This is a genomic window from Kitasatospora sp. NPDC091335, from assembly GCF_044757205.1.
Lineage (GTDB): Bacteria > Actinomycetota > Actinomycetes > Streptomycetales > Streptomycetaceae > Kitasatospora.
This window is the reverse complement of sequence record NZ_JBIVUM010000008.1, coordinates 240,350-253,726: the sequence shown is the minus strand read 5'-3', so window position 1 is coordinate 253,726 and position 13,377 is coordinate 240,350. Positions and strand designations below refer to the sequence as shown.

Genomic DNA, 13,377 nt, shown 5'->3' with positions numbered 1-13,377 from the left:
GTTAGGGTTCCCGGGCGGAAGTGAACGGAGGCTCGGGCTGGTGGGCAGCGTGGTGGATGCGGTCGTGGTGCCGAGCGGCGTGGTCGACCTGCGGGGCGAGGCCGGGGCGGGGTTCGTCACCGCCTACCCGGCCGACGCCGTCGTGGTCGTGTCGGGGCTGCCGGGAGCCGGGAAGAGCACGTTGCTGCGGCGCTGGTCCGGGGCGGCCGTCAGGGCCGTGGACCCGCGGACGGCGCACGAGGCCTGCGAAGCCGTGATGCCCGCGGCCCTGCCGTACGCCGTGTACCGGCCGTGGGCCCGGCTGGAGCACTTCCGGCTGCTGCGCGCCTCGGTGCGCGGCGGCGGTCCGCTGCTGGTGCACGACTGCGGCAGCCGCGCCTGGATGCGGCGCTGGCTCGCCAGGGAGGCGGGACGCCGGGGCCGGGAACTGCACCTGGTGCTGCTGGACGTCGGCGCCGCCACCGCGCTGGACGGGCAGCGGGCGCGCGGCCGGCACGCCTCCACCCGGGTCTTCGCCCGCCACCGCCGCGGCCTGGAGCGCCTGTTGGCCGCCTTCACCCGGCACGTGCGCTCCGGCGGGCCGATGCCGACGCCGGAGGCCTCCTCGGTGCTGCTGCTCGACGCCGTCTCCCGCTCCCGCGCGACGACGGTGCGCTTCGGGTCGGCGGGCCGGGCCGAGCCGGGCGGGCACCGGCGGAAACCGGCCGACCAAGGGCCATGATCGCCGGAACGCCCCCGCGGCCACTCCCGGCACTGCCAGACTGGGGCCAGCAGAGTCCGCCACGGAGAGAGGTCACACCCCGCATGCCCAGCGCCGCCGTCGACAATCCGTGGTTCCGCCGGTTCAACCCGTCCGACTCCGCGCCCGCCCGGGTCGTGATCTTCCCGCACGCCGGCGGCTCGGCCAGCTACTACCTGGAGTACTCCAACGCCCTGGCGCCGCACGCCGACGTGCTCGCCGTCCAGTACCCGGGCCGGCAGAACCGGATCGGCGAGCCGACGATCGACTCGGTGACCGGGCTCGCCGAGCAGCTCTACCGGGAACTGCGGGACTGGACGGACCTGCCGCTCGCCTTCTTCGGGCACAGCATGGGCGCCGCCGTCGCCTTCGAGACGGCCCGGTGCTTCGAGCGCGACGGCGTACGGGGGCCCGACCGGCTGTTCGTCTCGGCCGTCCGCGCGCCCTCGGTGCCCCGGGAGAGCCGGATGCACCGGCTGCCGGACGGGGAACTGCTCGCCAAGGTGATCGAACTCGGCGGCACCGACGAGCAGATCCTCGCCTTCCCCGAGCTGCGCGACATGATCCTGCCGAGCCTGCGGGCCGACTACACGGCCATCGAGACCTACCGCTGCGCCCCGGACGCGACCGTGTCGCTGCCGATCACCGCCCTGGCGGGGGACGACGACCCGAACGCCACCATCGAGCAGGTCTCCCGGTGGGAGGGGCACACCACCGGTGCCTTCGACCTGCGGGTCTTCCCCGGCGGGCACTTCTACCTGGCCGACGAGACCGAGGCCGTGGTGCGGGTGCTCACCGCGCACCTGCGCGGCTGAGGGAGTGTCGGGCAATCGATCAACCGCGTGGGGTGACTTTCGGGTGGTGATCTTCGCGGGCGCCTCGACCGCGAAGACCACCACCCTGTGCACGTGTTCGTGCGAGCCGTTCACGATGCCCTGCGCGAGCGGGTGCGGGTGGCCGACGGCCGGGACCCGCAGCCTCGGCCGCCGTGCCCGGCGGGGCGGGAGCGGACGGACTTGCGGACGGGACTGAACCTGGTGGGGACGACAGCGCGTCGAATGGTCAGTAGCGCTTGACCACCACCACGGAGGAGACACGGATGATGAGGATCAAGAAGGCCGCCGCCGTCGCGACGGCGCTCCTGAGCGCGACGCTGGGCGGCGCGGTCGCCACCGCGACGGCGGCCCAGGCCGTCCCCGCGAAGTTCCCCCGGGTCCACTGCAGCACCACCAAGATCGAGGTGAGGTCCCTCGACGTGGCCGGCGGCCCGGTCAAGTGCGGCGGCGCCCTGGGCGACCCTCTCTACTACACCGTCAACGGCGTCGACCACGTCTTCGCGGTCGGGACCGACAACGCCATGTGGGTGCGGTGGATCAGCCCGTCGGGCGTTCTCAGCGACTGGGTCTCGTTCGGTGGCAACCTCACGAGCGAGATCCGGCTGTACGTCGACGGCTCCGGCACCCTGGACTTCCGCGCCCGCTGGGCTGACGGCCACCTGTACGAGATCACCCGCAACGACAACGGCTCATGGATCAACTGGCGTCGCGTCGACTGAGAAGGCGCCGGGTGGCCGGGCGGTCACACTCGTTCTCGAGGTCGCCGGCGGGGCGGCGTGCCGCTTCGGTCCCGATGGGGCCGGCGACCACCCGGCCGTCCGTCGAACGGATGTGTCCGCACCGGTGACCGGAGCGTGGCCGCTCGACTACTGTGCCTGGTTGACGGACAGTCAGCGGAACCCCAGGAGGACATGTGCGCCGGATCGCCGTCGTCGGAGCGGGCCAGGCGGGCCTCCAGCTCGCGCTCGGGCTGGTGGCGGACGGGTGCCGGGTGACGCTGGTCGCCGAGCGCACCCCGGAGCAGCTGCGCGGCGGCCGGGTGCTCTCCACCCAGGCGATGTTCGGCCCGGCGCTGCGGATCGAGGCGGCGGCCGGGCTGGACCTCTGGGCGGACCGGGCACCGGCCGTCTCCTCGGTGGCGGCGGTGCTGGCGGCGCCCCCGGGCGTACGGGCGCTGGAGTACACCATGACGCTGGACGAGCCCGCCCAGTCGGTGGACCAGCGGCTCAAGCTGGCCGGCTGGCTGGAGCTGCTGGCCGAGCGCGGTGGCGAGATCGAGTACCGCGCCCTGGACCGCGAAGGGCTGCACGAGCTGGCCCGCCGGCACGAGCTGACCGTGGTCGCGGCCGGGCGTGGCGCACTGTCCGGGGTCTTCGCCCGCGACGCCGCCCGCTCGCCCTTCGACCGGCCGCAGCGGTCGCTGTCCTGCCTGTACGCGCACGGCGTCGCCTCGCCCGATCCGGCCACCGGGCCGCAGGCCCGGATGAACGCCCTGCCCGGCCTCGGTGAGCTGTACCTGCAACCGGCGCTCACCCTCTCGGGGCCCTGCGACATCCTGCTCTGGGAGGCACTGCCCGGCGGCCCGCTGGACGCGTTCGGCGACGCCCCGCCGCCGGACGTCCACCTGGCCAGGATCCGGGAGCTGTTGGCCGAGTACCTGCCCTGGGAGGCGGAGCTGTGGACGTCGGCCGAGCCGACGGACGCCGGGGCCGGGCTGTCCGGTGCCGTCACCCCGGTGGTCCGGCACCCGGTGGCGGAGCTGGGCTCCGGCGTGGACGCCGTCCACGTGCTGGGCCTCGGCGACGCGGTGGTGGTCACCGACCCGATCACCGGGCAGGGCGCCAACAACGCGGCCCGGGCGGCCGAGGCCTACCGCCGGGCGATCGTCGAGCACGGCGACGCCCCCTTCACGGCCGACTGGATGTGCCGCACCGCCGAACGGTTCTGGCAGCAACAGGCCCGCCACAGCGTGGAGTTCACGGCCGCCATGCTGACCGTGCCGGACCACCTCCAAGGCGTGTTCGCGGCCGCCGCCGAGCACCCGGAGGTCGGCCGCCGGCTCGCCAACACCTACGCCGAGCCGAGCGACCACGCGGCCTGGCTGGCCACCCCGGAGCTGACCGCCGCCTACCTGGCCTCCCTCGGGAACCGGAACTAGCGTCCCGCGCCGCGGATCCTCCGGCAGGCTTCGGGGCCAGCGGTCGCGTTGTCCCTAGCGTCCGCACGGTGAGATCGAGGGCCCGCCCCGCACTTGCCCCCGGGCGGCCCGCGGGACGACGCTGGAGGGAGGACGGCAACGGGTGCGGGAGGTGTCGCTCGTGGCAGGACACCAGCCCGCGGGCCGGTCCGGGCGCGGCCACCAGAGCGTGCCGCACACGGCGGACCTGCGGGTCGAGGCCTGGGCGCCGACGGCCGAGGGCTGCATCGGCGAACTGGTGCACGCCGTCGTCGGCAGCTTCGCCGACCTCGGCGGCGCACGAATCGTCGGCGAGCGCGCCTGCACCGTCCTCGCGGTGAGCGACCCGGACCTGCTCGCGGGCGTCCTGGAGGAGGTCGTCTACCGGATGGACGCCGACGGCGAACTGCCCGTCGCGGTGGCGATCGGCCCGATCGAGGGCCTGGACGGCGCCCGCAGGGTGACCGCCCGCTTCCGGATGGCCGACGCCTCCACCGCCGCGCTGGTCGGTGCCGTGCCCAAGGCCGTCTCCCTGCACGACCTGGACCTGAGTGCCGGGCCGGACGGCTGGACCTGCCGGGCCACGGTGGACGTCTGAGCCGGCCGCCGGGACGAGCGGACGGGACGAGCCGCCGGGACGAGCGGGCGGGAGCGGGAGAGCGGAGCGGGGTGAGCGAGGTGGAGATCGCACTGGCCGAGGCGGGCCGGTACCGGTGGCGGATCGAGCCGCGCCCGCCGATGCGGGTGCCAGGGGTGGTGTTCGCGTCCCGCGCGCTGCTGCCGCAGGCCGCCGGGGACAAGGCGCTGGAGCAGGTGGCGAACGTGGCGACGCTGCCGGGGATCGTCCGCGCCTCCTACGCGATGCCCGACGTGCACTGGGGCTACGGCTTCCCGATCGGCGGGGTCGCCGCCACCGACGTCGAGCGGGGCGGGGTGGTCTCGCCCGGCGGAGTGGGCTTCGACATCTCCTGCGGGGTGCGGCTGCTGGCGGCCGGCGTCGGCCGGGACGAACTCGACCCGGAGCGGATCGGGCGCCTGATGGACCTGTTGGACCGCACCGTCCCGCGCGGGCTGGGCCGGGGCGGCCTGTGGCAGCTGTCCGGATCGGAGGAACTGGACGACCTCCTGCTCGGCGGCGCCCGGTACGCCGTCGAGCACGGCCACGGCGTACCCCGCGACCTGGAGCGCTGCGAGGACCGCGGCGTGCTGCCGGGCGCGGCCCCCGGCGAGGTGAGCACCCGGGCCGTCGAGCGCGGGCTGCACCAGGTCGGCAGCCTCGGCTCGGCCAACCACTTCCTGGAGGTGCAGGCCGTCGACCGGATCCACGACCCGGCGACCGCCGCCGCCTTCGGACTGCGGCCGGGACAGGTCTGCGTCATGATCCACTGCGGCTCGCGCGGCCTCGGCCACCAGATCTGCACCGACCACGTCCGCGCCATGGACCGCGAACTGCACCACCACCGGATCGAGCTCCCCGACCGCCAGCTCGCCTGCACCCCGGTCGACTCCCCGCGCGGCCGCGCCTACCTGGGCGCCATGACCGCCGCCGCCAACTACGGCCGGGCCAACCGGCAACTGCTCTCCGAAGCGGCCCGCCGCGCCTTCGCCACCGCGCTCGGCGTCGGACTGGAGCTGGTCTACGACGTCTCGCACAACCTCGCCAAGCTGGAGACCCACGAGGTGGACGGAGTGCCCCGGACGCTGTGCGTGCACCGCAAGGGCGCCACCCGGGCACTGCCGCCCGGCGACCCCGACCTGCCCGCCGACCTGACGGCGGCCGGGCAGCCGGTGCTGGTGCCGGGCACGATGGGCACCGCCTCGTACGTCATGGTCGGCCTGCCCGGCAACGAGGCCTTCCGCTCCGCCTGCCACGGCGCCGGGCGGCTGCTGAGCCGCCACCAGGCGCTGCGCACCGTGCGAGGGGAGGAACTGAAGCGCGATCTGGAGGCCAGGGGCATCGCGGTGCGCCCGGCCTCCTGGCGGGCACTGGCGGAGGAGACGCCCGAGGCGTACAAGGACGTCGACGCGGTGGCCGCCGTCACCGAGGCCGCCGGGCTCGCCCGGCAGGTCGCCCGGCTGGTGCCGTTGGGCGTCTGCAAGGGGTGAGCCTCGGGGCGGCCCGGGCGCGTCCCTCGACTCGCCCGCCCGGGCACGCTTGGATGCGCATCGGACGCGTCGCGGACGCATCGCTCGCAGGGGGGCGCGGCCCGCACGGGAGCGCCAGCCGTCCCAGGAGGTGGTCATGCCGGGGAACGCCGACGCAGCCGTGGACCGCCGGGGCCCCGGCGACGGCCCGGTGATCGAACTGCGCTCGCTCACCAAGCGCTACGGCAGCACGGTCGGCATCGAAGAGCTGGACGTCTCGGTCGAGGCCGGCGAGGTCTTCGGCCTGCTCGGCCCCAACGGTGCGGGGAAGACCACCACGCTGCGCTGCCTGGTCGGTCTGCTGGGCCCCAGCGACGGGCAGGTGCGGGTGCTCGGCCTCGACCCGGTGGCCGACCACGGCCGGCTCGCCCCCTCGATCGGCTACCTGCCGGGCGAACTGCGGCTCTACCCCGAACTCACCGGGCAGCAGACCCTCGACCTGCTCGCCGCCCTCCAGGGAGCCCCGGTGCCGCGCCAGGGCGAGCTGTGCGGGCGGCTGAAGCTCTCCCGGGCCGACCTGGCGCGCCCGGTCGGGGAGTACTCGCGGGGCATGAAGCAGAAGCTCGGGCTCGTCCAGGCGTTCCAACACCGGCCCCCCGTGGTGGTGCTGGACGAGCCGAGCGAGGGGCTCGACCCGCTGGTCCAGGAGACCTTCTACGAACTGCTCGCCGAGGAGACCGCGGCCGGGCGGACCGTCCTGCTCTCCAGCCACGTGCTGCCCGAGGTGCAGCGGACCTGCGGCCGGGTCGCCATCGTCCGCCAAGGCCGGCTGGTGACCGTCCGCTCGGTGGCCGGACTGCGCCAGGCCCGGGCCCGCAGGGTCCGGCTGCTCCTCGCCGACGGGCGGGGCGCCAGGCCGCTCGGCGCCGCCGAGCGCTGGGCACCGCGCTGGGACGGCCCGCGGGTCGAACTGCTGGTGCCGCCGGACGAGGTGGTCGGGGCGGTGCGCACGCTGCTCGCCGAGCAGTCGGTGACCGACCTGACGGTGGAGGAGGCGGGCCTGGACGAGGCCTTCCTCGACCTCTACCGCTCGGTCGGCGCCGAAGGCCGTACGGACGAAGACGGCACGGAGAAAGACGGCCCGGGGAAGGACGGCACGGACGAAGACGGCCGCCCTGACCAGGAGGAGCGGCCGTGAACCCGGGCACCGTCAACCGCCGCCTCCCGCTGGTCTGGCTCGCCCTGCACCGGCGGCGCCGGATGCTGCTCTCCCTGCTGCTCGGCATGGTCGTCTTCGAGACCCTGATCGTGGTGATCGCCGGGACCGTCCCGCCCGGCGACCTGTTCGGCGCCGAACGCCGCAACCCGCCCGGCGCCTTCCGGGCCTTCAGCGGTTCCAACGGCGACGTCTCCATCGCCAGTTACCCGGGCCTGCTCGGCGCGGGACTCACCCACCCGTTCTGGATCGCCCTCCAGCTCACCGTGATCGGCTCGCTCGGCGCCGCCGCCGTCGCGGCCGACGTCGAGTCCGGCACCATCGAGCTGCTGATGACCCGTCCGCTCTCCCGCCGCAGGCTGCTCGCCGAACGGGCCGGCGCCCTGGTCGCCGCCACGGTGCTGCTCAACGCCGCCGCCACGCTCACCCTCGTGCTCGGGGTGGCGTTCTCCGTGAAACTGCGCGAAGCCGTCCCGGTGACCGCGGTGCTCACCGCCGGACTGCTCGGCTGCGCCCTCGCGTTCTGCCTGACCGGACCGGTGCTGGCGGTCTCCGCGCTCAGCCGGCGGCGGGCCCATGTGATCGGCGCGGCCGTCGCCTTCGGCGCGGTCGGCTTCGCGCTCAACTTCGTCGCGCTGGCCTGGTCCCCGGCCAGGCCGCTGCGTTACCTCAGCCCGTTCCACTACTACGCGCCCGGCGACGTGCTCGGCCACGGCGGGGTGCCGTGGGCGTCCTTCGGGGTGCTGCTCGGGGTGGGGCTGCTCGGGCTGGCCGCGGCCTTCCGGCTGCTGGAGCGGCGGGACCTGGCGGTCTGACGCGGGGGCGCGCCGTGATGGTCAGTCCCAGCTACGGGCGGTGGCCAGCAGGCGCTCGCGGACCAGGGCGACGTGCGGGTTGGCCGGGCCGGCCGGGCGGCGGACCAGGTAGGCGGTGTTGATCGGCGGATCGGCCGGCTCGTGCAGCAACCGCAGCGCCCCGGAGGCGAGTTCGGCCCGGCACAGGTAGCCGGGCAGCACGCTCCAGCCCGCACCCGCGGTCACCGCCGCGAGCACCGCCCGCAGGTCCGGCACGGTGACCGCCGCCCGGGTGTGCAGCCGCCGGCCGAAGACGTGCCGCCAGTAGCGGCGGGCGATCGGCAGGTCCTCGGCGTAGCTGAGCAGCGGGACCTCGGCCAGCGCGTCGGGCAGTTCCCGGCCGGCCAGCCGCTCGGCCCAGACCGGGGCCGCGACCAGGACGAACTCCTCGTCGGCCAGCGGTTCGGCGAGCAGCGTCCGGCCGCGCGGGCGCCGGGTGGCGACCACCAGGTCGTGCTGTCCGGCGCGCAGTTCCGCCAGCAGCGGGTCGGTCAGCCCGCTGCTCACCCGCAGCTGGACCCCCTCGGCGACCAGCGGGGCCAGCTCCGCCAGCAGCACGGTGCCGAGGAACTCGGCCGGCCCGGCGAGGTGCACCGGCTCCGGCACGCCCCCGCCGCGCCCGTCGGCGAGCCCGGCGAGCCGGTCCAGCGGTCCGGCGAGCCGGGCGGCGAGGTCGTCGGCGTACGGCAGCGGGCTGACTCCGCGCGCCCGCCGTTCGAACAGCTCCCGGCCGAGCCGCTGCTCCAGGGTCCGGATCTGCGCGGTCACCGTGGACTGGGACAGGCCCAGCAGGTGCGCGGCCGCGGTGAAGGAGCCCGCGCGGTGCACGGCGAGGAAGGTGCGCAGCTGGTTGAGGTCCAGGGGACCCGAGCCGGTGGCCGGCCGATCGCTCATGCCGGTGAGCCTACGGGATTCCGATGGCTCGACGACGGGCTGGAAGGTGAGGTCGTCGGCCGGTTCGACGGTCGGTGCGTCGCCCGGTTCGACCAGTCCGGGTGAGGTATCGGAATCCCGATGGCCCGCATCGCGTGGCCCATTGGTCCCCGCGGGCCGGGCGCGTCTAGCGTCGACGCCGTGAGCGCCGCGGCGGGCCCGTCGCGGCACAGACCGCGGCACCCCTGGAGGCATCGCCCATGGCCGACATCCTGTTCGTCCTGACCGGTTCGAGGTCCTGGACCCTGAACGACGGCACCGCGCACCCGACCGGCTTCTGGGCGGAGGAGGCGGTCGTCCCGTACCGCGCCTTCACCGAGGCCGGCCACCGGGTCACCGCCGCCACCCCCGGCGGCGTCGTCCCGGTCGCGGACCGGGCCAGCCTGACCGACCCGGCGATGGCCGACGAGGTGGAGAAGATCGCCGAGTTCCGGCAGCCGCTGGTGCTGGCCGAGGTGGACCCGGCCGACTACGACGTCGTGTACTACCCCGGTGGCCACGGCCCGATGGAGGACCTGGCGGTCGACGCCGACTCCGGCCGGCTGCTCACCCGGGCGCTGGCCTCCGGGCGCCCGCTCGGGGTGGTCTGCCACGGCCCGGCGGCGCTGCTCGCCGCACGGACCGAGGACGGCGGCTCGCCCTTCACCGGGTACCGGGTGACCGGCTTCACCAATGCCGAGGAGACCCAGGCCGGCCTGGCCGACCGGGCGCCCTGGCTGCTCCAGGACCGGCTGGTCGGGCTCGGCGTGGACTTCGTGGAGGGCGAGCCCTGGGCGCCGCACGTGGAGGTCGACCGCAACCTGGTGACCGGTCAGAACCCGGCCTCCTCGGCCCTGGCGGCCACCGAGCTGCTGAAGCTGCTGGACGCCTCGGCGGCGTAGCGGCCGGACGGGTGGGGCCCGGCGGGTGGTGGACCCGCCGGGCGGTGGGCTCCGCCGGACGGGCGGGCGAGCGGTGCGTACGGGTGTGTCGTCCGTACGAACCGTTCGCCCGGTTCGGGCCGGGGGCTGCCGTCAGTGCAGGTCGTAGGCGGTGAGCGGGTGCCCCGCCCAGATCCGGCGGGCGGTCTGTTCCGGGTAGCGGACGGTCCGGGAGCGGGCGTCCAGGACCCGGGTGAGCTGCTCGTCCGGATCGAAGGCGGGCCACCCCGGGTCGCCGGTGGTGGCGAACCGGACCCAGGCCTGCCGCAGTTCCGCCGAGACCCGGACCACCTCCGGCGCGGGCGGGTCGCCGAGGAACCGCCGCGCCGTCGGGCTGTCCAGGGAGCCGAAGGCGAGCGGTACGTCCAGGCTGTGGCAGGCGCCGAAGACGCCGTCGAGGGCGGCGGCGGGCAGGGCGAGTTCGAAGAGGTACGAGGTGCCGCCGGCCGCCGCGTTGGCCTCGGCCAGCCGGAGGGACGGCACCCGGAACAGGGCGTCGGAGCAGACCGCTTCGAGGAGTTCGGAGGGGGTCGCCCCCGGGAGGGCGGCCCGGTAGGCGTCCGGGCCGTCCGGCGCCGGGGCGAACAGCTCAAGGGCGAGGCGCGCCTCCTCCTCGGTGAAGCCGCCGTGCCGGCCGCTGAGGACGCTGAACAGGCGGAACTCGTCCCGGGTGTGACCGGCCAGCAGCTCGACGCCGTCGCCGAGCGCCGACCACGGGGACCCGGGCAGCACCTCGCCGTCGACCACCGGGACGGTGGCGATGCCGCTGTGCGCCAGCCGACCCCAGCGCGCCAGGTGCTCCGGCAGCGCGGCGCCGAGTTCGGTGACCGCCGCGGCCAGGCGCCAGGGGTGCACCTCGGCCAGCGCCGTGGCGGTGGGGGCCGTGCCGAGCAGCCTCGCGAGCCCGGCGGTGACCTCGGCGGCCAGCGCGGGGGTGCAGTGGGTGCCGGGGACGGTGTGGGCGACGGCCCGCCGGAACAGGCCGCGGGCCGCGTCCATGGTCAGCAGGGCGGCGACCGACCCGGCGCCCGCGGACTGCCCGGCGACGGTCACCTGCGCGGGGTCGCCGCCGAACCGGGCGATGTTGCGCCGCACCCACCGCAGGGCGGCGATCTGGTCCAGGAAGCCCCGGTTGGCGGGCGCGCCCTCCAGCAGGACGAAGCCCTCGGCGCCCACGCGGTAGTTGATGCTCACCACGACCAGCCCGGCGGAGGCCAGGGCGGTCGGATCGTAGAGCGGGTCGCCGGAGGCGCCGGCCATGAACCCGCCGCCGTGGATCCAGACCAGGACCGGCAGCCCGGCCGCGCCCGGATCGGGCGTGCAGACGTTGAGCGTCAGCCAGTCGGTGTCCTCGGACGGCTCGGCGGGACCGGTGGGCATCGGCCCGGACTGCGGGACGACGGGGCCGAAGGCGGTGGCCTCGCGGACGCCCTCCCAGGGTTCGGGCTCGACGGGGGCGGCGAAGCGGAGTTCCCCGACCGGCGGCCGGGCGTAGCGGATGCCGCGGAAGACCGCGAGCCCCTCACTCTCCTGCGGCTCCCGGCCGTGTGCTTCCCGGCCGTGTTGTGCCTGCCCGTACCGTTCCTGCCCGTGCCGCGGCTCCCAGCGGCCGCGGACGAGTCCCTCGGTGGTGCGGACGACGGGTTGCTCCGGCATGGGGGGCTCCTCCCTCGGAAGGCTTTCCACGTTATAGGTCGGCTGTATTATGTCAAGCGTATGGAAAAGAGTCCGAAGCGTGTGGAGAGAACCCGAGGAGCCGCCGCGCATGCCGAAGCAGGTCGACCACAGGGAACGCCGCGAGAGGATCGCCCGAGCGCTCTGGCGGGTCGTGGAGCAGCGCGGCGCCACGCACCTGACGATGCGCGAGGTCGCGCAGGCGGCCGGCATCTCGCTCGGACAGCTCCAGCACTACTTCGGCTCCCGGGCGCAGCTGCTCGCCTTCGCGATGGACTTCGCCGGGGAGCAGAGCGCGCTGCGGGTCGGCCGGGCGCTGGAAGCGCTCGGCGAGGCACCGCACCCGCGTGAGGTGCTGCGGGCGATGCTGGTCGAACTGCTGCCCCTGCACGCCGACGCGCGGACGACCAGCCGGATGAGTGCCGCCTACGTGCTGGAGGCGCTGCACGACGAGGAGGTCCACGCGCGGGCGCGCGGCGGACTGCTCCAGGGGCGGGCGATGGTCGAACAGGTGGTCCGGCAGGCGATCGCCGACGGGTGCCTCGCGGCCGACCGCGACCCGGCGGTGGAGACGGACCTCCTGCTCGCGCTCACCGGGTTCACCGCGCTGCTGGAGCTGGACGTGGTCGGGCCCGCCGCCGTGCTCACGGCCGTCGACCGGCACCTGGACCGGCTGTTCGCGGCGTAGGGCGGTTGCACGGGCCGGAGCGCCGGTCACAGCGCGGGCCGGGGTGCGGGCCTGGGGACGGACTGGAGCGGGCGGGGCGAGCGTCGAGGGGTGGCAGGCTACCCGGGTAGCACCGCCGCCCGCGACCAGGAGCACCGCCATGGACCGACCCGCCGCCCTCCGCCTCGACGCCATCGCCTCCGGACACCCGGCGGGCATCCTGGACGCCGCCGAGCAGGCCGAACGCCGGGGCATGGACCGGCTGGTGGTCGCCGAGACCGCGTACGACCCGTTCCTCCAGCTCGCCCGCGCGGCCGACCGGACCGAGTCGATCGAGCTGGCCACCGGCATCGCGGTGGCCTTCGCCCGGACCCCGATGACGCTGGCCTACCAGGCCTGGGGGCTGCACGCGGCCTCCGGCGGACGGGCCGTCATCGGGCTGGGATCGCAGGTCAAGCCGCACATCGAGAAGCGCTTCGGGATGCCCTGGGACCGTCCGGCGGCCCGGATGCGCGAGTACGTGCACGCGGTGCGGGCGATCTGGCACAGCTGGCAGACCGGCGAACGGCTGCGCTTCCGGGGCGAGTTCTACACCCACACGGTGATGACGCCGGTCTTCTCGCCGGACCCGGTGCCGGCCGGGGTGCCGCGGATCCTGCTGGCGGGCGTCGGGCCGCTGATGACCCGGACCGCGGGGGCGGTGGCGGACGGCTTCCTGAGCCACCCGTTCTCCTCCACCGCCTACCTGGCCGAGCAGGTGCTGCCCGGTCTGACCGAGGAACGCGCCCGGGCCGAGGCGGAGGGCGCCACGTGGACGGCGTGTCCGTTCGAGATCGTCGGCAGCGTGCTCACCGCCACCGGCCGGACCGAGGAGGAACTGGCGGCCAACCGGGCGGCCACCCGCGAGCGGCTCGCGTTCTACGCCTCCACGCCGGCCTACCGCCCGGTGCTGGCGCAGCACGGCTGGGAGGGGCTCCAGGAGGAGCTGCACGCCCACTCGGTGCGCGGACGCTGGGCGGAGATGGCCGCGCTGATCGACGACCAGGTGTTCGACACCTTCGCGGTCTGCGGCCCGGTGGAGGAGGTCGCCCGGGAGATCCACCGGCGCTACGCGGGCCTGGTCACCCGGCTGTCCGTCAGTCTGCCCGAGGACGCGGACCCGGTGCTCGGCCTGGACGTCCTGGCGGCGGTGCGCGCGCTGGGCTGAGGCGCGCGCCGTGCCGATGCGCGCGCCGTACTGATGCGTGCACTGGGCCGATGCGTGCACTGGACCGATG

Annotated in this window: 13 protein-coding genes; 11 read left to right on the top strand and 2 right to left on the bottom strand. The window is 75.3% G+C overall.

Annotated features, from left to right (window positions below):
- Positions 1 to 40 precede the first annotated feature (40 nt).
- From ACIQOW_RS19475 to ACIQOW_RS19440, 8 genes are all read left to right on the top strand, one after another.
- Complete coding sequence (locus tag ACIQOW_RS19475; protein WP_401086485.1) at positions 41 to 721, top strand: AAA family ATPase; 681 nt, start codon at positions 41 to 43, stop codon at positions 719 to 721.
- An 83-nt stretch (positions 722 to 804) separates the two neighbouring features.
- Entirely contained in the window at positions 805 to 1,554 is a 750-nt protein-coding gene (locus ACIQOW_RS19470; protein ID WP_401086482.1) for a thioesterase II family protein, read from the top strand.
- Positions 1,555 to 1,838: 284 nt separating this feature from the next.
- Positions 1,839 to 2,294, top strand: a complete 456-nt coding sequence (locus tag ACIQOW_RS19465; protein WP_401086479.1) for a hypothetical protein — start codon at positions 1,839 to 1,841, stop codon at positions 2,292 to 2,294.
- A gap of 194 nt (positions 2,295 to 2,488) precedes the next feature.
- The gene (locus tag ACIQOW_RS19460) at positions 2,489 to 3,733 is read left to right on the top strand and encodes a styrene monooxygenase/indole monooxygenase family protein (RefSeq protein ID WP_401086477.1); all 1,245 of its coding nucleotides are present in this window, start codon (positions 2,489 to 2,491) and stop codon (positions 3,731 to 3,733) included.
- 160 nt (positions 3,734 to 3,893) lie between these two features.
- Positions 3,894 to 4,349, top strand: coding sequence for an archease (locus tag ACIQOW_RS19455; RefSeq protein ID WP_401086474.1), 456 nt, complete (start codon positions 3,894 to 3,896; stop codon positions 4,347 to 4,349).
- Positions 4,350 to 4,429: 80 nt separating this feature from the next.
- Positions 4,430 to 5,857: an RtcB family protein gene (locus ACIQOW_RS19450; protein ID WP_401086471.1), complete on the top strand. Its 1,428-nt coding sequence runs from the start codon at positions 4,430 to 4,432 to the stop codon at positions 5,855 to 5,857.
- Positions 5,858 to 5,993: 136 nt separating this feature from the next.
- Positions 5,994 to 7,034, top strand: a complete 1,041-nt coding sequence (locus tag ACIQOW_RS19445; RefSeq protein WP_401086468.1) for an ABC transporter ATP-binding protein — start codon at positions 5,994 to 5,996, stop codon at positions 7,032 to 7,034.
- Complete coding sequence (locus ACIQOW_RS19440; RefSeq protein ID WP_401086465.1) at positions 7,031 to 7,867, top strand: ABC transporter permease; 837 nt, start codon at positions 7,031 to 7,033, stop codon at positions 7,865 to 7,867. Before ACIQOW_RS19445 ends, ACIQOW_RS19440 begins: the two co-directional genes overlap by 4 nt.
- 21 nt (positions 7,868 to 7,888) lie before the next feature.
- On the opposite strand, the gene ACIQOW_RS19435 is transcribed toward ACIQOW_RS19440, so the two are convergent.
- Entirely contained in the window at positions 7,889 to 8,800 is a 912-nt protein-coding gene (locus ACIQOW_RS19435) for a LysR family transcriptional regulator (RefSeq protein WP_401086463.1), read from the bottom strand.
- Positions 8,801 to 9,039: 239 nt separating this feature from the next.
- On the opposite strand from ACIQOW_RS19435, the gene ACIQOW_RS19430 reads away from it, so the two are divergent.
- Positions 9,040 to 9,720: a type 1 glutamine amidotransferase domain-containing protein gene (locus tag ACIQOW_RS19430; RefSeq protein WP_401086460.1), complete on the top strand. Its 681-nt coding sequence runs from the start codon at positions 9,040 to 9,042 to the stop codon at positions 9,718 to 9,720.
- A 132-nt stretch (positions 9,721 to 9,852) separates the two neighbouring features.
- Here ACIQOW_RS19430 and ACIQOW_RS19425 read toward each other — a convergent pair whose 3' ends face one another.
- Positions 9,853 to 11,415, bottom strand: a complete 1,563-nt coding sequence (locus ACIQOW_RS19425) for a carboxylesterase/lipase family protein (RefSeq protein WP_401086457.1) — start codon at positions 11,413 to 11,415, stop codon at positions 9,853 to 9,855.
- A 109-nt stretch (positions 11,416 to 11,524) separates the two neighbouring features.
- On the opposite strand from ACIQOW_RS19425, the gene ACIQOW_RS19420 reads away from it, so the two are divergent.
- Positions 11,525 to 12,121 (top strand): TetR/AcrR family transcriptional regulator, encoded by a 597-nt coding sequence (locus ACIQOW_RS19420; RefSeq protein WP_401086455.1) that lies wholly within the window; start codon positions 11,525 to 11,527, stop codon positions 12,119 to 12,121.
- A gap of 139 nt (positions 12,122 to 12,260) precedes the next feature.
- Complete coding sequence (locus ACIQOW_RS19415; protein WP_401086452.1) at positions 12,261 to 13,307, top strand: TIGR03617 family F420-dependent LLM class oxidoreductase; 1,047 nt, start codon at positions 12,261 to 12,263, stop codon at positions 13,305 to 13,307.
- Positions 13,308 to 13,377 lie beyond the last annotated feature (70 nt).